16 protein-coding genes and 3 pseudogenes are annotated in these 20,220 nt (G+C 56.7%); 8 read left to right on the top strand and 11 right to left on the bottom strand.

Annotated elements, in window-relative coordinates; genetic code table 11:
* Window positions 1–63: 63 nt before the first annotated feature.
* A complete protein-coding gene (locus FFH21_RS20910; RefSeq protein WP_041924621.1) occupies window positions 64–3,183 on the bottom strand; it encodes a transglycosylase domain-containing protein in 3,120 nt (1,039 codons plus the stop codon).
* A 360-nt stretch (window positions 3,184–3,543) separates the two neighbouring features.
* On the opposite strand from FFH21_RS20910, the gene FFH21_RS20905 reads away from it, so the two are divergent.
* Entirely contained in the window at window positions 3,544–4,455 is a 912-nt protein-coding gene (locus tag FFH21_RS20905) for a hypothetical protein (RefSeq protein ID WP_004658211.1), read from the top strand.
* Between the two features lie 125 nt (window positions 4,456–4,580).
* Here FFH21_RS20905 and FFH21_RS20900 read toward each other — a convergent pair whose 3' ends face one another.
* Both FFH21_RS20900 and FFH21_RS30655 read right to left on the bottom strand, forming a co-directional pair.
* Window positions 4,581–5,192 (bottom strand): hypothetical protein, encoded by a 612-nt coding sequence (locus FFH21_RS20900; RefSeq protein ID WP_011169342.1) that lies wholly within the window; start codon window positions 5,190–5,192, stop codon window positions 4,581–4,583.
* Window positions 5,193–5,370: 178 nt separating this feature from the next.
* Complete coding sequence (locus tag FFH21_RS30655; protein ID WP_230383575.1) at window positions 5,371–6,024, bottom strand: hypothetical protein; 654 nt, start codon at window positions 6,022–6,024, stop codon at window positions 5,371–5,373.
* A 223-nt stretch (window positions 6,025–6,247) separates the two neighbouring features.
* Between FFH21_RS30655 and FFH21_RS20890 the strand changes: the two are divergent.
* Window positions 6,248–6,690: pseudogene (locus tag FFH21_RS20890) on the top strand (hypothetical protein); the annotation flags it as partial.
* Window positions 6,691–6,736: 46 nt separating this feature from the next.
* On the opposite strand, the gene FFH21_RS20885 reads toward FFH21_RS20890, so the two are convergent.
* Both FFH21_RS20885 and FFH21_RS20880 read right to left on the bottom strand, forming a co-directional pair.
* Entirely contained in the window at window positions 6,737–7,417 is a 681-nt protein-coding gene (locus FFH21_RS20885; RefSeq protein WP_011169339.1) for a hypothetical protein, read from the bottom strand.
* A 95-nt stretch (window positions 7,418–7,512) separates the two neighbouring features.
* Complete coding sequence (locus FFH21_RS20880; RefSeq protein WP_011169338.1) at window positions 7,513–8,643, bottom strand: OpgC domain-containing protein; 1,131 nt, start codon at window positions 8,641–8,643, stop codon at window positions 7,513–7,515.
* A 294-nt stretch (window positions 8,644–8,937) separates the two neighbouring features.
* Between FFH21_RS20880 and FFH21_RS20870 the strand changes: the two are divergent.
* The 3 genes and pseudogenes from FFH21_RS20870 (at window position 8,938) to FFH21_RS20860 (ending at window position 10,869) form a co-directional block, all read left to right on the top strand.
* Window positions 8,938–9,219 (top strand): annotated as a pseudogene (locus FFH21_RS20870) (type B 50S ribosomal protein L31).
* A gap of 151 nt (window positions 9,220–9,370) precedes the next feature.
* Window positions 9,371–10,462: a D-alanine--D-alanine ligase gene (gene ddlA / locus FFH21_RS20865; protein WP_004658205.1), complete on the top strand. Its 1,092-nt coding sequence runs from the start codon at window positions 9,371–9,373 to the stop codon at window positions 10,460–10,462.
* Window positions 10,459–10,869 carry an NUDIX domain-containing protein gene (locus FFH21_RS20860; RefSeq protein WP_004664074.1) on the top strand — a complete coding sequence of 137 codons (411 nt, stop codon included), beginning with the start codon at window positions 10,459–10,461 and terminating at the stop codon, window positions 10,867–10,869. The genes ddlA and FFH21_RS20860 overlap by 4 nt, the downstream gene beginning before the upstream one ends.
* Before the next feature lie 38 nt (window positions 10,870–10,907).
* Here the strand turns inward: FFH21_RS20860 and metR are convergent, their stop codons facing one another.
* Entirely contained in the window at window positions 10,908–11,825 is a 918-nt protein-coding gene (gene metR / locus FFH21_RS20855) for a transcriptional regulator MetR (protein ID WP_004658202.1), read from the bottom strand.
* Window positions 11,826–11,931: 106 nt separating this feature from the next.
* On the opposite strand from metR, the gene FFH21_RS20850 reads away from it, so the two are divergent.
* The 3 genes and pseudogenes from FFH21_RS20850 to FFH21_RS20840 all read left to right on the top strand — a co-directional run bounded on the left by FFH21_RS20850 (window position 11,932) and on the right by FFH21_RS20840 (window position 14,506).
* The gene (locus FFH21_RS20850; RefSeq protein ID WP_041924620.1) at window positions 11,932–12,666 is read left to right on the top strand and encodes a 5-methyltetrahydropteroyltriglutamate--homocysteine methyltransferase; all 735 of its coding nucleotides are present in this window, start codon (window positions 11,932–11,934) and stop codon (window positions 12,664–12,666) included.
* Window positions 12,667–12,789: 123 nt separating this feature from the next.
* Window positions 12,790–13,777, top strand: a pseudogene (locus FFH21_RS20845) (alpha/beta fold hydrolase).
* Between the two features lie 81 nt (window positions 13,778–13,858).
* Window positions 13,859–14,506 (top strand): DsbA family oxidoreductase, encoded by a 648-nt coding sequence (locus FFH21_RS20840; RefSeq protein WP_002554869.1) that lies wholly within the window; start codon window positions 13,859–13,861, stop codon window positions 14,504–14,506.
* Window positions 14,507–14,637: 131 nt separating this feature from the next.
* Here FFH21_RS20840 and FFH21_RS20830 read toward each other — a convergent pair whose 3' ends face one another.
* Genes FFH21_RS20830 through FFH21_RS20810 form a run of 5 tightly spaced genes read right to left on the bottom strand, consistent with a single transcriptional unit; the run spans window position 14,638 to window position 20,106 of the window.
* Window positions 14,638–15,966 carry a sigma-54 dependent transcriptional regulator gene (locus FFH21_RS20830; protein ID WP_011169334.1) on the bottom strand — a complete coding sequence of 443 codons (1,329 nt, stop codon included), beginning with the start codon at window positions 15,964–15,966 and terminating at the stop codon, window positions 14,638–14,640.
* A gap of 10 nt (window positions 15,967–15,976) precedes the next feature.
* On the bottom strand, window positions 15,977–17,908 hold the full coding sequence (locus tag FFH21_RS20825) for an ATP-binding protein (RefSeq protein WP_054088549.1): 1,932 nt from the start codon (window positions 17,906–17,908) through the stop codon (window positions 15,977–15,979).
* Window positions 17,909–17,963: 55 nt separating this feature from the next.
* On the bottom strand, window positions 17,964–18,698 hold the full coding sequence (locus FFH21_RS20820) for an amino acid ABC transporter ATP-binding protein (protein WP_004658197.1): 735 nt from the start codon (window positions 18,696–18,698) through the stop codon (window positions 17,964–17,966).
* A complete protein-coding gene (locus FFH21_RS20815) occupies window positions 18,695–19,363 on the bottom strand; it encodes an amino acid ABC transporter permease (protein ID WP_170947361.1) in 669 nt (222 codons plus the stop codon). The genes FFH21_RS20820 and FFH21_RS20815 overlap by 4 nt, the downstream gene beginning before the upstream one ends.
* Entirely contained in the window at window positions 19,360–20,106 is a 747-nt protein-coding gene (locus tag FFH21_RS20810) for an amino acid ABC transporter permease (RefSeq protein WP_054073219.1), read from the bottom strand. Before FFH21_RS20810 ends, FFH21_RS20815 begins: the two co-directional genes overlap by 4 nt.
* Window positions 20,107–20,220: the final 114 nt, after the last annotated feature.

Here is a 20,220-nt window from a genome sequence, read left to right as displayed (position 1 = left end):
AGATATACCTTAAGATATATCTTATTGTAATCACAGAGCTGGCGGACGAGCGGTCATTGCCGGTCAAACACCCTTGGGCGGGTCGGCAAGCGGGGCATTGCACATCGCCTGTCCGTGGTTCTCCAGATACGGCGTCAGGATCGGTGCCATGCCTTTGAGCACCTGCACCGGCAATGCCGAGGTGAAGCGAAAGCCTTCGGCGGCGCGTCCCGGTACGAACGCGGTCAATGCGCCGAAGTGGTTGTCGCCGATATAAAACACAAAGGTCGCCGTGCGATTGATCGCCCTGGAACTGAGAATGCGTCCGCCTGCGCCGATGCTCTCGATCCTGTTATCACCCGTGCCAGTCTTGCCGCCCATCGCCAGCACGCTGCCGTCCTGCATCTTGAAGGTGCCTTGCACACGCTTGGCGGTGCCGCCATCCACTACCTGCGACAAGGCTTCGCGCATTGCCGCGGCAACTTCTGCTGGCAGCACGCGCTGGCCCAGCTCCGGGTTGATGGTCAGTTCGGTGTCGTAAGGTGTACCAGCGGCAAAATGCAGACTGTCGATGCGCACGGGCGGCAAACGGATGCCATCGTTCTGGATAATGCCGATCAGCTCGGCCAGCGCCGCCGGGCGATCACCCGAGCTGCCGATAGCTGTTGCCAGCGATGGCACCAGATGGTCGAACGGATAGCCCACGCGCTGCCAGCGCTGTTCGATATCCAGAAACGCTTCGACCTCCATCATGGTCCGTACGCGGCTGTCGCGAGCGCTTTTGTGGCGACTCTTGAACAGCCAGCCGTAGACTTCCTGACGCTCGTAACGACTGGCGGCCACCGCGTCCTTGAATTGTGCTTCAGGTTGTTTGAGCAGGTAGCCCACCAGCCACAGTTCCAGCGGGTGGACGCGGGCGATGTAGCCTTGATCGGGCAAGTCGTAAGTGCCCGGCCCATAGCCCTTGTACAAGTCGGCAAGACGCTTGTCGGTCAGCTTCGAGGTTGCTTTCGGCTCATCCAGATGCGCACGGATGAACGCGTTGAACGTCGCTTGATCAGCCCCAGGCAGCAAGTAGCGATGCACGGCAGCCAAGCGGATGGCCGTGGGATGGATACCGTCCAGAAAAGTATCGAGGCGTTCCTGAGTGGTCTTTTCCTTGTAGCGTTTCCAGAAGCGCAGCAGGAACACCGTGCCCTCGCGGTCGGCAAACTGCGCGAGGTATTCCTGACGGCGCGGGTTGTCGTCATCCTTGAGCAACTCGGCGCTGTTGTTGGGTGCCTGATACGTGCTGTAGCGCACCACATCGCGCATCAGGCGAATGAACGGCAGGTTGATCGACTCACGCAGCGACTCGCGCAGGGTGGGAATCCGCTCGTTGTCTTCGCGCCTGAAGTTATTGAAACGGTGCATGCCACCACCGGTGAAGAACGCCTCTGCCGGGCTGGCCGAATAGGTGCGATCCAGCGCGGCCGAGAGCATTTTCGCCAGATCACGGTCCTTGTTAATCAGCAGGTAATCCACCGCCCAGCGAGTCAGCCGGTCAGGTTCTTCGACAGGCACCTTGCGCAGTTGCGCGGTACTCAGATTCCCATACCGCCCGTGCAGCTCGGCGATGATCTCCAGGTAAGTGGTCAGCACGCGCATCTTCGCGGTCGAACCCAATTCCAGCTTGCTGCCTTCGTTGATGTCGAACGGCTGATCAGTGCTGTCGGTCTGCACCCTGACCCGCGAGCCATCCACGCCGCGTTCGAACAGCGTGAAGCTATAGCGTACCTGGGTTGTACTGGCCGGGGTCAGCAGCCGCTCTCCCATCAAGCCGGTTTTTGCAGCGAACTCAGGGTTGGCCAGGTCACGCAGGTACTGGCTGACGCTGCGCTGCAATTCGCCATGCAGGGTACTGGTGGCCGACAGATCAAGACGGTCCAGGTCGTAAAGCGGGCGATTGAGCAGGTTCGACAAACGAGTGCGCGCGACACTGATGCCTTTATTGGTTTCGATAGGCTGAATGGTCGGCTGCTGCGCCCAGTCGCGGTAGGTGACCTGGGCTGCCAACGCGGCATCGGCCAGCGGTTGATCAATGACATTGGCCTGGGCCAGCAGACGTAGATGGCTGTCGGTCAGGTCCGCCAGTTCCAGGCGGCCCTTGGCCAGATAGTGCGACGGACGACGCTGGGCAATGACCAGTGACAGCACTTCGCGCAGGGCGAGCGCCTTGTCGGCCAGCCGCTGTTTGTCTGTGGGGCTGGAGGCCAGTAAGTCATTGGTTTTGGCAAAATCCGCACCGAACCACACCCGCAACCCTTCGGCCAGCCCATGCACTTCACCGTGCCCCGGCACCGCGGACAACGGCACACTGTTCAGATAATCACGCACCACCCGCTGGCGTACCGCGAGGGTCTCGCCGCCCGGTTGATAAGCGCGAACGCTGGCGGAAATCATCTGCCGCAACTTCTCTGAACCCGACAGCGTCAGCCCGTCGGGTGAATGGCGATATTTTTCCAGTTGAGTGGCAAGCGTACTGCCGCCAGCCGACTGGCCGGGGAGGGCGAACATCTTCGCCAGTTGCGACCACGCGGCCTTCACGAAGCGTGGCCAGTCCACTGCCGGGTTGGCCAAGGGTTGCTGCGGGTCCAGCAAGTCGCGGTTTTCGATAAACAGCAGGCTGTTCACCAGCAGTGGCGGAATAGCGGTAAAGGTCGGGTAAAACTGCTGCGGGTATCTGAACTCATACAACGGTTCATTTCGGCAATCAGTGATCGACAGGCCAGCCTGGGTTTTTTCCTCGTAAGGCACGAAAAAGCCATGCTGAACGTAGCGCATCAGCTCTGGAGAGAAACGGGTCTGGCGAGTAATCACATAATCGCGCTTGAGCAGGCGCTGCAGGAACTCATCCAGCGACGAATAGCCCAGGCGCCTGTCGAACGGCCTGTCACCGGGATACACCACGTCATGGCTCGGCCCAGGCTGCATTGAATAACTCAGGCTCGCGGCAAAGCGGCTGAACTCCCGCGCCTGCAGCCTTGAACTGCGGCTCTCCACGGTTATTGCAACACCCAGCGCAATGCAGGCCAGCACCACAATCACCCAAAACACCCGCCACCCGTATCGCTTGCGACGCGGACGCTTTGGCGCGCGTGGGTCATCCTGGCGGTCAGCTGACAGCGCTTCATGCTTGCTATCGGAATGCCGAAATACGCCCATAGTCGATTGTCCGGTCATCCTTTCAACGCACCTGACCCAAGCTTAGACGCTGGATGGGAATGTGGGTGGAATTGTGTGGTGGTTTTCGAGATTGGCTGAGAAGATGCCTGGACTGGCATGGCTTGTATGCTTTTTCGTCTAAGCACAGGGGTTGACTGAAAAAATATCAGTCATAGATAAGCGCCTGAAAAGCAGTCTTTATAAATCCAGGCGTTGGACTTATAAAATCTTATTGGTTATTTGTAGGACGTTTCCGATAATTGTTTCCAACGCTTGATCTCGAATTAAACAGGTGATTACGTCCGGTTTTGTCAGTGGCAATGATGCCCTGATTAGTTAATCCCTATCGAGATCAACAAAATGAAAAACAAGAAAAACAAGGCAGGTCGTGCGTTTGTGTCTGGATTGCTCTTGGCAATGTCTTATCACGCCATGGGTCAAGTAGAAGGAGCTCCTGTCGTCAGTCAACAACCAATGTTGCAGGAACAGGCTGTACAAAACCCAAGCCATTCGAATCCTGTGGTGCTGTCGGACAAGATTCATCAGATCAGTCATATTCTGGAGAATACCTCGGCAGTTCATCAGTATAATTTCACCGCTGCGCGCGGCCAGAATGTACTGATTACAACGCCGGATTCGGATTACGACCAGAAATGGAGGTTGGAGTATCAGGTTGATGGCGGCGGGTGGCAGCCCAAGCGTCATTCATCGGCGCAGAGAATCGAAGGGCTTGATCCTGGTTCACAAGTCAATATACGTATTGTCGCGACTGACGGTGCCAGGTTTGATACCACTGATTACAGCGTGGTGTTTGGCTCGTTTCCTCATATGCGTTATGACTTGCACCACGAAGAGGGCTTCAGGTTGATTCCGTATGGTTTCACCAAACCCGCTTTTCTGGCGACTCAAGCGCTCACAGAGGCAATGCTCGAGGTTACGTTTACCGACAGCAAGGCTTTTCCGCTGGAGGGCGGTGTATTTGATTTCGAGCTCAGTATCAAACATCACCAGGCTAACGGACAATACACCTCGGACAGTTCGGGGAAAATAATACAGCGGGTAACGTTTAAACGCTGCGAGGGCGGCTTGCTCGCTGATAATTTCACTCACCTGAGTGAAAACGGGCGAGAAACCTGGAGTACTCGCTACAAGCCAAAAAAGTATTGGGCTAATAATAGGCTCGCTGAGCAATTGGCGGATAAACCTCATGTGTACAATTTGGGGCTGATTTGCAATCGTTGGCTGATCAACTGGTCAAGGAGCTGGACTTAAAAAAACGCTCTGTCTGCCGTAGGCGCTACAGAGCGTTTTCTGACCGTCAGGCCCTTGTATCGATCAAGTGTGTCGAAACTTTTTCTGCTTTTTCTTTGATCTGACTTATCCAGATTTCACTAGGGTCATCTTTTTTTGCTGAGTGCTATTTTTCCAAGATCAATGATGTTTTGAAAATTTAGCAGGTCAAGTTTATAGGTTCCTTTGAATGTGTCTGTGTCATGGTCAGCCAGCGTCATGAGGATTTTGGCATGCGTGATCGCAGCATCCTTGAGGTGGGTTTTTTGGTTGATGGCATCCGATAAATACTTGATTTCATTGATGCCTAACTTATCGTCCAAGTCTATTATTTTAAGCTCGGCATCATCGCCTATCGTATAGCTGAAATTTTTACCCGTCAGGTCGGGGCGCAAATCTATAAGCTCCGCTCTGAACTCTTGGTAGAAACAGGATTGTAATTCCGACATGAGCAATGCATCCACATTAAGGTGCTCTAGATAAAGCTCTTTTGTCATTGGGCGAATGACTTTTTTAGTCGGGTCTTTCTCGTCGGGATGATTGGAGGTGAATTGCAGCCACGGCTCTTCCTCACGCGTGTAGAAAGCATTTGCAAACTCTTCTTTTTTACTCAGTGCCGGTTTATCCTCAGGCGATCGTGTGAGGGGTTCTGTTTGGAGGGGGTTCAAGGGACGTGATGGAGGAAGTAAAAAGTCTGAAGTAATAGTGCTAATGTACATTTTCTGCTCCTTGCTGAATAATTGTATCGTTCTTGTTATCGGTAAATGAACGAGATTCTTGGGCTGATAAAGCTGTGGGATAATTCCTGCTTACAGGCTTTGTGTGATCTGCGTCACGAAACAATGGCATGCCACTGGTTATTTCGAGCGAAATATCAACGGCCTGTATTTGCATTCATCAAACGTGCACATCAACCAGAGGTTTTGGTTCTTCCTCACGCTTCGGCGCATAGCGCTCGATCTGGTAAATAATCGTGTCCATGAAATTGCCAATATGGTTGCGGCTGAAGATCTGTCCGTAGTCGATGACTTTGCTGTAACTCTCCAGATTGAGGGTGTGCTGGTTACCGAATTTTTCCGTGTAATGGTCGAGTAGCGTCATCACAATTTTTGCGTGCGCACGCAGATCCTCTTTCAGTTGTTGACGTTCGTTCAGCTTCTCGGTCAGGTACGTGAACTCCGCCGGCGTGAGTACCTCGTCCGGGTCGGTCACCTGAATGTCCTGATTAAAGCCCAGCGTGAAGCCGAAATGCTTTTTTGACAGCTCTGTATTGAGGTAAAAAAGCTGCTGCTTGAAATCGTGGAAATTGTCGTACATACGGCATATGGTTTGGTCAAAATCCTTAATGTGGTTTTCCAGATACCTGCCTCGGATCTCTTTTGCTTGCTTCTCAGGCATGTTCTCTAAAATAGCGCGTCCTGCCGCCGAATTTTTGTAGCTGGAAAACCAAGGTGTTTCCTCGGAGGTGTAAAATTCAGCGTTCGGGTCACGCGGTTTATCAAGTGCCTGAGGGATCTTGCCTAGCGGAGCAGCAGATGGAATGAGGGGGATTGAACCCGAGAGAATGCGCTGTTGATTTTGTGACGTAAAACGGAGGGGTTTATATACATGTCAGGCGCTCTTTGGTGTTAGTGATAACTCTCTAGCGGCAGTCCTCTGAAAAACTTGGCCTGATATGAATGTAGGATTTTTCCTGGATTTCACGTGGTTATTATTTTTGTAGGAGATTTCCTTAATTTCAATATGATGGTTGACTAAGTGTTCAGCGCTCTATTACGTCGATTTTGACGAGCCGGGAGTGATAAGGATTCCAAGTGGGTATACCAATCCTGATTGGTTAGCCACCCAGATTTATAAAGAGGCTGTTTTTGAGGCGAGATTTACCGACACTAAAGGCTCGCCTTTGGAGGGCGGTATGGCGATTCTTGATCTGAGTTTTGGCAAAGCAGAACCTTCAATTGAGCATATTGCAGTCAGTGATGCTACCGGCTTTGCCTCTCAGCGTATCGAGTTTGGACGCTGTTACGGTGGCGTGGAGGCCCAGGATTTTGTGCACACACACAAAGAGGTTTCAATACATGGAGGAGTCACTATAAAGTTGCTGGCTACACCGTACACAATTTTTCATTGGGACCAATGACAGCGGCCCCTCGTATCTTTTACATGGGGCATATCTGTACACAGACCGTTCTGCGAACTGTCGCTCCTCGTGGCTAACATTTAGCTCAGTCTGGCGAGCCGTTTGTCTCGCCAGTCTGATTTCTCATACCGCCAAAGAAATATAGGAAAAATCTCGCTTTTCAGCATTGCTCTGGACTTGTTGTATCCATTCGTCCTGCATTTTTTGCACGCTGGTGCTCATGATCTTGCCATAATCGATCACATCCTGAAAATTACTGATATCCAGTTTATATCGACCACCGAATGTTTCATGATCATGGTCAACCAAGGTCATGACCGTCTTTGCGTGCTGCTGTATTTGCTCTTTGAACTCTCTGAACTCGTTGATGGCATGGGTAAGCACTGATTTGTCATTCTCAGTCAGGCTGTTATCGTAGTCAATTATCTTGATGGACGCGCTTTCGTTCAGTGTAAAACCAAATTTTTTACTTGCGATTTCGGGGTGCGTTTCTTGCAGGTCCTTACGAAAACTGTCGTAGGTGACATTGATCAACGCAAGCTCCAGTACGTCGACTATTTTTTTATGCGCCACGTAGTCGAGCCGATTTGTAATGTGCTCGTTGATAGACTCCAACAACCACGGCTCTTTCTGGTATTCATAAAATACATTTTCTTCTGTCTTTTTTGCTTCGGATGCAATGGCCTTTTCCAAGCCAGCATCTAATGTCGGATCGCCATTTTTGGTGCCAGGTATCAGCGCTGTTTGTTGCAGGGTGTTTGCCTGATTCGGAATGCCATTAATGTTCAAAACGTTGCCCTCCATTGGGTCTCATACCGAATAGCGGCCAGTTCTTGAAAAACTTGGCCTGATAAATCAGTAGGAGATTTCCGAGAGGACGTGCAAACGTGACGCTGTTCTCAAGTAGTTAACAAGCGGGGCGATTTCCCCAGCCGCTTATTCAATTCCAACCCATTGGCCATCAACATCATCAAGCCCAGCCCGACAATCGCGGTAGTCACCTGCATAGGCCATGTATCACCTGCCAGTGCATTTGCCATGTCTGCCAGTGGCGCGAGCAATACGCCCAGGCAGAATACTTCCAGCGAATAACGGCCCATGCGGCAGGTCTGGCGGGCGGGCCAGTTTTCGAGCCAGGCGCTTGAGGTTGGCAGCAGTCGGGCGACGAAGTAGACCAGTGCAAGGAAGTGCAGCAGGCGCGCGGGTGCCAGGTCGGTCTTGCTGATGGGGTACAGGGCGTCGAGGTGCAGGGTCGAGACCAGTGCGGTGTGCAGGCCGGGCCATTTTTCGCTGAAGGTCAACATCCCGGCGATCAACACGTAGACGGCGGCCATCAGGAACAGCGGTTGTTGGCGCAACGGAGAGTGTACGGCGGGTGTGGCTGTTTCGCTGCGCAATGCACAGGCACCGCCGAGAATGAACAGCAACTGCCAGGCCACCGGATTGAAATACCACACGCCACCGCCTTCATAGGCACGCAGGTTCCAGCCGAGCAACGGCACCATCAGGTACAGGGCAATCGACAGGCCGACCGCCAGTTCCAGTTTGCGCAGCATCAATGGCAAGGTCAGCGGCAAGGTCAGCAACAGCACGATATACAGCGGCAACGGGTCGGTCAGGTTGGGCTTGAAACGCAGCAACAGTTCATCGGCCAATGCCTGTTGCGGGTTGCCGACGAAGTATTCAAGGCCCATCTGCTGGACCATGTCGCGCGTCTCGACATGATTGTTGGCGACGAAGACGATGCCCATCAGCAGGGTTAGCAGAAAGATATGCACCACATACAGCACCCAGGTTCGGCGCAGGATCCGCACGCCAGCCACCAGCATGCCGTCGCGCCGGGCGATGCGTCCATAGGCCAGGATCGATGCGTAACCGGCAAGAAAGACAAAGATTTCCGCTGCGTCGCTGAAGCCGAAGTTGCGGACGGTCAACTGCGCGAGCGGGTTGTCCGGCACGTGATCCCAGAATATGAAGATCAGCGCCAGGCCGCGAAAGAAGTCGATTCGATGATCGCGTCCGTTAGTCATAACGGTGGACTCTTGAAAGTGCTAATGAGTAAAGATCGGCCACAGAGGCTCAGGTTCCAGGCCAGCGACCAGTGACGTTCGGCGGCGCGGCAGGGTGCCGTTAATTCGGCCCGATTGCAAAAGCACGCTATTACAGAATGTCTCTGGCGCGCTGGTTCTGGCGGTTTCAGGACGACAGTTGCTGCACGCGCGCGTTCGATCAAGCTCGCCAATGATAGCAATCAACAGCAATCATTCTCATCTTCTGTTATGTTACTGTATAACGATTGCAGTCAACTCACTGGAGAGCTAATCATGAAACCCGACATCCATCCCGCTTACCGTACTGTGCTGTTCCACGATTCCGCTGCCGACGTCTACTTCCTGATCGGCTCGACCGTAGACACAGACCGTACGCAGTAGCACACCGACGGCAACACCTATCCTTATGTCGCGCTAGACGTGTCCAGCGCCTCGCACCCGATGTATACCGGGCAGCAGCGCAAGACCACCAACGAGGGCCGGATCGCGGGTTTCAACAAGCGTTTCGCCACCTTCGGCTCTGGCGGCAAGAAAGAAACCGCAGCGGCTCAATGAGCTGTCTGACCTCCCGGTGATGGGCATTTCGCATGGATTGCCCACCACCGGGTTTTTTTTGCCTGAATTCCAGGCGTATGGCCAATCATCTGCTGGACTAACAGCCAACATTGCTTTTATCTTCGCGGCCTGAAAAACAGGAGTAACCGCTTTGAAAAAGTCAGTCGCCATCGTTTTCGGTGGGCAATCCAGCGAGCATGAGGTTTCGTTGCAGTCGGCACGCAACGTGATCAATGCGATTGATCGTGAACGCTATACGCTGACCCTGATCGGCGTCGACAAGCTGGGCCGCTGGTTGCGCTTCGACGAGGCCGACTACCTGCTCAATGCCAATGATCCTGCGCGGATCAAATTGAGTGCATCCGGCAAGCAGTTGTCGCTGTTGCCTGGCAGCACTGGTGGCCAGTTTGTCGAGGTCGAGACAGGCAAGCCACTGGCGGCCATTGACGTGGTATTTCCGCTGATCCACGGCGCGTTTGGTGAGGACGGTGCGTTGCAAGGCGTGCTGCGCATGCTGGCCGTTCCGTTTGTCGGCGCTGACGTCCTCGCCTCGGCGGCGTGCATGGACAAAGACGTGACCAAGCGTCTGCTGCGCGATGCAGGCATTGCTGTCGCGCCGTTCATGGTGCTCAGCCGTGGGGAAACCCTGTCGTTCGCCGATGCAGCCACGCAATTGGGCCTGCCGATGTTCGTCAAGCCGGCCAATCAAGGCTCGTCGGTGGGCGTCAGCAAAGTGTCTGACGAGGCTGGCTTCGTGGCTGCGCTGGCATTGGGTTTCGAGTTTGACCACAAGCTGCTGATCGAGCAGGGCATCGTCGGCCGGGAAGTGGAGTGCGCCGTACTGGGTAACTTCGATGCGCAGGTCAGTGTCTGTGGCGAAGTGATTGCCAACGACGAGTTCTACGCCTACGACACCAAATACCTGAATGGTGATCAGGCGCGCATCGCGATACCCGCCGAGTTTCCTGCCGATCTGAGTGATCAGGTGCGTGAAGTCGCGTTGCAGGCTTACAAGGTGCTGGGTTGCGCAGGGCTTTCGCGGGTCGATTTCTTCGTTACCGACACGCGTGACATCATCATCAATGAGGTCAACACGCTGCCTGGCTTCACTTCCATCAGCATGTACCCCAAGCTCTGGCAGGCCAGTGGTCTGACCTATGCCGAACTGATCCATCGCCTGATCGTGCTGGCCCTTGAGCGCGCTGATCAGGCGCGTTTGCTGAAAACGGAAATCTTTGCATGAAGATAATCCGTATCGCGGCGGCGCTGCTGATCGGCACAGACGGCCGGACCCTGCTGGTGCGCAAGCGCGGCACTCAGGCATTCATGCAACCGGGCGGCAAGATCGAACCTGGCGAACCGGCACCGCGGGCGCTGGCCAGGGAGCTTGAAGAAGAACTCGGGCTGATCATCGATCCGCAGCAGGCGCTGTTTCTCGGCGAGTTCGTTGCACCGGCTGCCAATGAGCCAGGTTTTGAGGTGTGTTGTCAGCTTTACGAGGTCAGATCTGATGCCCAGGTTCTGCCCGCCGCCGAGATCGAAGAAGTACTCTGGGTCGGCGCAGACAGTCTTGCGGATGTGCATCTGGCTCCGCTGACACGCGACCTGATCCTGCCGTTGTACCGCCAGCGGCAAACCCGAGCGAACTGAACCCGTGTCGTCCTGTGCCTTGGCGCAGGACGATACTGTCAGCGAACCACGCTAACCCCGTCCAGCGTCGAAAACGAGGTGTCCTTGGCGGTCAGCAGGAAATCGCGCATGTACGGTGCGTCGAGCATGTCGGCGCGAATACCGGCATACAGCGTTGCGAACAGCCCTTTCTCACCCAGGCGCTTGGCCTTCACATAGCCGCGTGAGCTGTATTCATGCAGCGCCCAGTGCGGCATGCCACAGACCCCGCGTCCGCTGGCGACCAGTTGCATCATCATCACCGTCAATTCCGAGGTTCGTACCTGTGCAGGCTCGATATCGGCGGGCTCCAGAAAACGGGTAAAGATGTCCAGCCGGTCGCGCTCCACCGGGTAGGTGATCAGCGTTTCGCTGAGCAGGTCTTCCGGAACAATGTACGGCCGGCCCGCCAGCGCGTGTTGATTGGCCACCGCCAGCATCGCTTCATAGGTGAACAGCGGCACGTAGGTGATGCCGGGCAATTCCAGCGGGTCGGACGTCACCACCAGGTCCAGGTCACCACGCGCCAGCGCGGGCAATGGTGCAAACGAGAAGCCGGAAGACAGGTCCAGTTCGACCTCGGGCCAGGCATCGCGGAACTGGTCGATGGTCGGCATCAGCCACTGAAAACAGCTGTGGCATTCGATTGCCATGTGCAGCCTTCCCGCGGTGCCGCCTGCCAGACGGGCGATGTCACGCTCGGCACTGCGCAGTTGCGGCAGCATGGAATCGGCCAGTTGCAGCAGGCGCAGACCGGCGCTGGTAAACCGTACCGGTTTGGTCTTGCGCACAAACAGCGGCATGCCCATGCGCTCTTCCAGTTCCTTGAACTGATGGGACAGCGCCGACTGCGTCAGATGCAGGCGGTCGGCGGCCTCCACAAGGCTGTCGGCCTCGCGCAGGGCGTGCAGGGTTTTGAGGTGGCGTATTTCAAGCACCGTCAGTGCTCCATGAGCAGTATTTGTGATCAACACGAAAAAAATGAGTTTGTCTCATGTTGTGTCAGCTGTCGACAATAGACCCATCTTTTATGGAGGACGCATCGTGGCCCTGACTCAACACCCTGACTATTTTCACATTGGCGCAGACCGTGAATTGCAGTACGCTCTGCAGGCTTTCTGGAAACAGGATCAGGGTGTTGCGACAACTGACGCCGAACTGCGCAGCTGGTTGATGGCGCGTTACCCGCGGCAGGTGCCACACCTGAAACGCGACCAGCGTTTTCAGCCCGCTTGGGCACCGCTGCTGGCGAGCGTCGCCGAAGCGTGCGAGCAAGGCCGCAAGCCCGCATTGATCGGCCCTCTGACACTGCTCTGGCTAAGTGACGTTCAGGGTGACCAGGTAGATCGCCTCGACCTGCTGGAGCATCTGCTGCCGGTGTATGGCGAGATCTTCGGGCGTCTGGCGGCGCGCGGTGTCGAGTGGATTCAGATCGACGAACCGATCCTGGCGCTCGACCTGCTGCTGGCATGGAGCAACGCCTTCGAACGTGCCTATCACATTCTTCAGTATTCGCCGTTGAAGAAGCTCATTGGCCTTTATCACGGTGACCTGCGGCCCAACCTGGGTGTCGCGGCCTTGTTGCCGGTTGCAGGGTTGCATCTGGACAGCGTGACCGAACCGGAGCTGCTGGCTCCGGTGTTTGATCGTCTGCCGGTTTACAAGGTCCTGTCCTTGGGCGAGTGCGACACGCATTCGGGCTGGCACCAGGAGTCACTCCTCGAAGCGCGCGCCCGTTTTGGAGAAAACCTGATGGTGGCGGATCAGTTCGCCGCGTAACGCAACACCCGATTAACGACCGCTCAGCGCCATTCATCAAACTGTCACGCAAGTGTGGCAGCGCGCTTGGCGAAACATCATCAGACTCGCGGCCTACTGGGGATCTGTTTTTTGGTGTTTTTCATGCGGGTTTTAATTTTTCTGGCCGCGCTTCTGTGCGGCTTGCCGTCTTTTGCGGCCGATCGTTGTGATGTCGATGTTCCTGTACAGCATGCTGACCTTAAAGAGGTACGAATTGCCTATCAAAGCATCGGCAGTGAGTCCGACCCTGCCTTGCTGTTGGTAATGGGCCTGGGCGGGCAGTTGATTCATTGGCCGGACGAGGTTGTGGTTGCGCTGTGTCAGCAGGGTTACCGGGTGATTCGCTACGACAATCGCGACGTCGGTCTGTCTACCTGGGTGCAACAGCCAGCCGAGGCCAACCTGACCTTTGAAGTGCTGCGCTACAAGCTGGGCCTGCCGGTCTCTGCGCCGTATTCGCTGACCGATATGGCCGATGATGCCTTGGGCCTGATGGACGCCTTGCAGATTCGCCAGTTTCACGTTCTTGGCGCGAGCATGGGCGGCATGATTGCCCAGCACCTGGCCGATCTGGCCCCGTCGCGGGTCGAAAGCCTGACGCTGATCATGACCAGCTCCGGTGCGCAGGGCTTGCCGATGCCCAGTGCGGCGTTGATGCAACTGCTGGCGCGGCGCGCCCAACCGGGAAATGGCCATCGAGCAACAGGCTGATCTGCTTGCAGCGCTTGGCAGCCCGCAGGTCAAGGACGATCGCCAGCAATTGCTGCATCAGGCTGCGGTGTCCTACGACCGGGCCTTCAATCCCGAGGGCGTCAAGCGTCAGATCATGGCGATTCTGGCCGAGCCGAGCCGGGTGGAGTTGCTGAACCGTCTGCGCCTGCCGGTTCTGGTGGTGCATGGCACGGCTGATCCATTGTTGCCGGTCATGCATGGTGTGCACGTGGCCGCGCATATTCAGGGCAGCCAGTTGCGCCTGATTCCGGGGCTGGCGCACCGTTTTCAGGAAGCCTTCAAGGCACCGTTGCTCGGGGCGGTGCTGCCGTACCTGAAAGCCCAGCATGAAGACGGTCGCAGCCTTGCCCAACTGTAAACCCTGCCCGGTTGTCAGGCACTGACAGAGGTGTATCGTATGGCCCTTGCTTATTGAATCTGCTGACTGAAAAGGGCCGACATGACGACTGCACTGAAGATCGATTTCATCTCCGATGTTTCCTGCCCCTGGTGTGTCATCGGCCTGCGCGCGCTGGATCAGGCGCTGGAGGCGCTGGGTGATGAAGTGCAAGCGCACATCCACTTCCAGCCTTTCGAGTTGAACCCGAACATGCCTGCCGAAGGGCAGGACATCAAAGAGCACATCGCCGAAAAATATGGCTCTACGCCAGAACAGATCGAAAGCATTCACGAGACAATTCGTGAGCGCGGTGCCGAGCTGGGCTTCACCTTTGCCAAGGGCGAGCGACGTATCTACAACACGTTCGATGCTCATCGCCTGTTGCACTGGGCCGAACAACAAGGCAAGCAGTACGCATTGAAGCAGGCGCTGTTCGAAGCCTATTTCAGTGACCTGAAAGACCCGTCCAGCCACCAGACTCTGGCAGACGTAGCGCAGAAGGTCGGCCTGGACCGTTTGCGTGCTCAGGCCATCCTCGACAGCGGCGAGTACACCGCAGAGGTCCGCGAAGCCGAGCAGCTCTGGACATCCCGCGGTATCACCTCCGTGCCGACCATGGTCTTCAACGACCAGTACGCGGTATCGGGCGGGCAGCCGGTTGAAGTGTTCGTCAGCGCGATCCGGCAGATGCTCAGCGAGTCGAAGTAACGCACTGCCTGTGCAGGGTCGGTGTCGTGCGGAGGCCTATCGTTCCGCACGCTCCAGCGTGGGAATGCAGTGGGTGACGCTCTGCGTCACAGATCTGCGCGATACCGCACACTCAAGATTGGACACAGTGCTCAAAGCCCGTATTTCTTGACCTTGTCGAACAAGGTGGTCTTGGCCATGCCCAGTTCCTGACTGGCCTGGCTGAGGTTGCCGCCGCTGCGTTGCAGGGCCTCGCTGAGCAGGGATCGTTCGAAGGCCTCAACCGCTTCGGCAAACCCCAGGCTTTGATTTTCACTGACCGTGCCTGCCTGTTTGAACGCCGGCAGACCCAAGGCAAACCGCTCGGCTACGTTGCGCAGCTCCCTCACGTTACCCGGCCAGTCGTGACTCATCAGGCTTGAACTGGTCTGTCTGTCCAGCGTCGGCGGCTCACGGTCGAAGCGCAATGACGACAACTGCAGGAAGTGTTCGAACAGTTGCAGAATGTCTTCGCGGCGCTCACGCAATGGCGGCAGCTCCAGCGTGACGACGTTCAGACGGTAATACAGGTCGCTGCGGAACTGACTGGTCTTGCTCAGTGCATTGAGGTCGGATTTGGTCGCCGCAATGACCCGGCAATCCACTGCAACACTTTGGTTCGAACCAAGCCGCTCCAGAGTTCGTTCCTGGAGGACGCGCAACAGTTTGATCTGCAGGTTGACCGGCATGCTTTCCACTTCATCAAGAAACAGCGTGCCATTGTGGGCGTGTTCGATCTTGCCGATGCGCCGCTTGCCCGCGCCGGTAAATGCATTGGCTTCGTGACCGAAAATTTCCGACTCGAACAGGCTTTCTGCCAGCCCGCCGCAATTGAGTGCCACGAACTGACTGTCCTTGCGTCGGCTGAAGTCGTGCAGGCAGCGCGCGACGAGCTCCTTGCCGGTGCCGGTCTCGCCTTCGATCAGCACATTGGCCGACGTATCGGCGACGTTGGTAATCAATGCGCGCAGGTTTTGCATGGAGGGGGAGCGGCCGATGATCCGGCCTTCCAGCGAATCGCGTTCGGCCAGTTGCTTGCGCAGGGCCCAGACTTCCCGGGCCAGCCCGCGCTGCTCCAGCGCGCGCCGGGTGACGTCGACCAGGCGCTCGGGAGAAAAGGGTTTCTCCATGAAATCGTAAGCACCATCGCGCATTGCGTTGACGGCCATGGTGATGTCGCCGTGGCCGGTGATCAGCACCACCGGCAGGCTGCTGTCACGCGCCTTGAGGCGGCTCAATAATTCCAGCCCGCCGATACCCGGCAAACGAATGTCGCTGATGACGATACCGGCAAAATTCTCACCGATGCGCTTGAGGGCGTCTTCGGCGCTTGATACGCCTTCGCTGGCAATGTCTTCCAGCGCCAGCGCCTGCTGGCAGCCGAGCAACACATGCGGGTCGTCTTCGACGATCAGCACGGTCAGGTCGCTGTTGATGCTCATGGGTGTCGTCTCATGTCAGTCCACCTGGGCCGGGGCCGCTCGGGCGATTGTCGGTCGGGGCATCGGGGACAAATGGCAGGCTCAGGACAAATGTTGTGCCGCCGTCACCTGGGTGCTCTGCGCTCAGGCTGCCCCCGGCTGCGGCGGCGAGGCTCGCCGACAGGGTCAGGCCCAGTCCCAGGCCTTGTTCGCCGGGTTTGGTGGTGAAGAAAGGTTCGAACAGGTGCTTGCGGGTTTCGGTATCGATGCCGTGCCCGTTATCACGTACCCGCAAGCGATAACGCCCGTCTTCAATTGACCCGGTGAGCCACAATTCGGGCGCTGGCTGGTTGAACATGGCGTCCAGCGCATTGCCGATCAGATTGACCAGGATCTGTTCCAGGCGGGTCTGGTCGATGCTCAGGGTGGCGTCGACGAAGTCTCGGTGTAACGTCAGGCCAGACTGCTCCAGGCGTACGCCCAGCAACTGCGCCGCCGCCTCGACGGCCTTGCTCAGTTGCGCCTGGCCCTGGTCGTCGCCGCGTCGGGCGAATGCGCGCAGGCTGGCGGTAATGCGGCCCATGCGGTCGACCAGATCATTGATGGTGCGCAGGTTGGCACTGGCGGTGTCCAGCGCGCCTCGCTCAAGAAAACGCACGGTGTTGCCGGACAAGGTGCGCAATGCCGCCAGAGGCTGGTTCAATTCATGAGTGATGCTGGTCGACATCTGGCCGATGGCTGCCAGCTTGCCAGCTTGCACCAACTCGTCCTGGGCTCTGCGCAGGGTGTCTTCAGCCTGTCTTCGTTCGCGAATCTGCGCCTTGAGGCGTTCGTTGCTGGCTCGCAGGTGTTCGGTACGCTCGGCGATCTTGCGTTCCAGCTCATTGTTCGCAGCCTGCAGCGCCTCTCTGGCCGCCAGTCGGGTCGAGATCACCTTGCGCCGCTCGTTCCAGGCAATCAGCAGAAAGGTCACCAGCGCGCAGGCCACAGCTACCAGCATGCCCTGATTGGCCGCTTCACGGCGCAGGTCTTCCAGTGGCGTAAGCAGCGTCAGGTGCCAGGCTGTATCGCTCAGCGGACGGCTCTGGGCCAGATAACTGACCTGCTTGTGCTCCCGATCGACACTGACGTTGGCCGGGAAAACAAGCTTTTCGACGCCTTCGGAGAGGGTTTCCCGCTCCAGTGGCACCAGTTCGTTAAGCGGCCACCAGTAATATTGCAGGCTACGGGCCAGGCGTTCCTTGACCTGCGGGGTGAGCGGTCGTACTGACTTCAGGCGCCGAGCCGGGTCGCTCGAGAGGATGATGATGCCGTTCTCGTCGCTGACAAACGCCTCCAGGCGCGCACGCTGCCAGCGTTCTTCCAGTGCTTCAAGGCGTACTTTGATCACGGCGACGCCGATGATCCGGCCTTTGTCTTCCAGCCCGTGGGCCAGGTAGTAGCCCGATTCGCCCGTGGTGGTGCCGATGCCGTAAAAACGGCCAGGCAGGCCGCGCACAGCGTCCTGAAAATAGGCACGGAAGGACAGGTCTTCACCCTGATAGCTGTCGGAATCACGCCAATTGCTGGTGGCCAGCACTCGGCCGGTGGTGTCCATCACATAAATGGCGCGGCTGCCGCTGCGTCGGTTCATCCCTTCCAGATAACGGTTGACCTGCTGCTGAAGCTCGGGACTTGGCTTGTTGAGCAGCTGCGACACGCTGGATTCAAGCTCCAGCACGCTGGGTAAATAGGTGTATTTGCTGATTTCGCTCTCGACCGTGCGGGCATGCAGCTCCAGCTGGCGCTCACCGGTCTCGCGCAGGCTCTTGATACCGCTGTGTTCGCTGATCAGGTAGGCGATATAGCCCAGTCCGATCATCAGCATGAGGATCAGTGGCGGTAAAAACAGTTGGCGTATCAGACGAGGTTTCACGGCGAGTGATGGCGGCGCGGCGCGATACAGAGTGGGGTCGCATTTCATCACAGTCGTCCTGAACCGAACAGCTGCCCGCGAATGCGCAGGCAGCCGGCATTACCTAGTGCTGGAGAATCTTGGCGAGAAATTGCTGAGCGCGTTCCGAACGTGCGCTGACGTCACCGAAAAACTCTTCTTTTTCGCAGTCTTCGACAATCTGTCCCTTGTCCATGAAAATCACCCGATTGGCGACCTTGCGAGCGAAGCCCATTTCGTGGGTCACGCACATCATGGTCATGCCTTCGTGCGCCAGTTGCACCATCACGTCGAGCACTTCGTTGACCATTTCCGGGTCCAGCGCAGACGTCGGTTCGTCAAACAGCATGACCACCGGGTCCATCGCCAGGGCGCGAGCGATGGCAACACGCTGTTGCTGACCACCGGAAAGCTGCCCGGGATGCTTGTGCGCATGCTCGGAGAGACCGACGCGGTCCAGCAATTTCAGGCCTTTTTCGGTCGCTTCGGCCTTGCTGCGACCCAGTACTTTGATCTGCGCGATGGTCAGGTTTTCGACAATGCTCAGGTGCGGGAACAGTTCGAAGTGTTGAAACACCATGCCGACCCGCGAGCGCAGTTTTGGCAGGTTGGTCTTCGAGTCGGAAATCGATGTGCCGTCGACGACAATGTCGCCTTTTTGAAACGGTTCCAGCGCATTCACGCATTTGATCAGGGTCGACTTGCCGGAACCGGAGGGCCCGCACACCACAACCACTTCACCTTTGCTGACCTCGGTGCTGCAATCGGTCAGCACCTGGAACTCGCCATACCATTTGTTGACGTTTTTGATGGAAATCATACGGCAAACCTTTTTTGCAGACGCTTCACCAGCAGCGAGGCGGCAAAGCTGATCGTGAAATACACCAGACCGGCAATGATCAGGAACTCGTTGGCGCGCCCGATGATGTCGCCACTGGAGCGCGATGCATTGAGAAAGTCCACAAGGCCCACGGTGTACACCAGAGAGGTGTCCTGGAACAGAATGATGCTCTGTTGCAGCAACAGCGGCGTCATCTTGCGAAACGCCTGGGGCAGGATGATCAGTCGCATCATCTGCGAGTAATTCATGCCCAGCGCCTGGGCTGCGCCCATCTGTCCTTTGGAAATCGACTGCACGCCGGCACGGACGATTTCGCAGAAGTACGCGGCTTCGAACATCATGAAGGCCACGACGCATGAGGCGAAGGCCCCGATGGGCGTGTCTTCACCGGTAATCCAGCGCAACACGAATGGCACTGCGAGGTAGAACCAGGTGATCACCAGCAGCAGCGGGATCGAACGGAAGTAGTTCACGTAAGCGCCAGCCACATTGGCCAGCAGCTTGTTTGATGACAGGCGCATCAACGCCAGCAAAGTGCCAAGCACCAGGCCGCCGACAACACCCATTGCCATCAGCTTGAGGGTCATGACCATGCCGTTCCACAGGCCGGGAATGGCCGGAACGATTCCAGTGAAGTCCATTATTTGCCCCCCAGCGAGATGAGTCCGGGTACAGCGACTTTCTTCTCGATCATGCGCATCAGCAGCATCAGGCTCATGTTCAGCGTGAAGTAGACGAGGGTTGCGAGCGTAAAGGCTTCAAACAGGTTGGCGGAAAACTCGGCGGTCTGTTTGGTCTGCGCGAGCAGCTCCATCAGGCCGATCAGCGATGCTACCGACGAGTTCTTGAACACGTTCAGGAATTCGGAAGTGAGCGGTGGAATGATGATCCGGTAAGCCTGTGGCAACAGCACGTTCCAGTAGATCTGCGGCAGCTTGAAGCCCATTGCACGCGCGGCCGATTCCTGGCCCTTTGGCAGTGCTTCAATGCCGGTACGCACCTGTTCGCAGACCCGTGCAGCGGTAAACAGACCCAGACAGACCACCACGCTCAGGAACGCGGAGGTAGTCGGGTTGAGGTCCTGCTTGTACCACTCCTGCAGGTTTTCCGGCAGCAGGTCGGGCACCAGAAAGTACCAGATGAACAGCTGCACCAGCAGTGGCACATTACGGAAAATTTCCACGTATACCGTGGCAATACCCGATACCAGACGGCTTGGTACGGTGCGCATGACGCCCAGTACCGAACCCAGTATCAGGGCAATGATCCATGCAACGACAGCAATGGCGATGGTCCAGCCCAGGCCGGATATGAACCAGTCCAGATAGGTCTCGCTGCCGACGCCGGTGGACTTGAAGAACACGCCCCAGTCCCAGTTGTAATTCATCAGGGTCTCCCCCTATTTTTCTATTTTATATCGAGATGCACGCACTGTCGGACTTCGAGAGTGAGGAGCCGGTCCCGAACAGGTTTTGCCTGCTCGGGATGCGATCAGTTCAGG

This window comes from Pseudomonas sp. KBS0707 (assembly GCF_005937945.2).
GTDB classification, from domain to species: domain Bacteria; phylum Pseudomonadota; class Gammaproteobacteria; order Pseudomonadales; family Pseudomonadaceae; genus Aquipseudomonas; species Aquipseudomonas amygdali.
The sequence above is the reverse complement of the archived record's forward strand: the minus strand, read 5'-3'. Positions and strand labels throughout refer to the sequence as shown.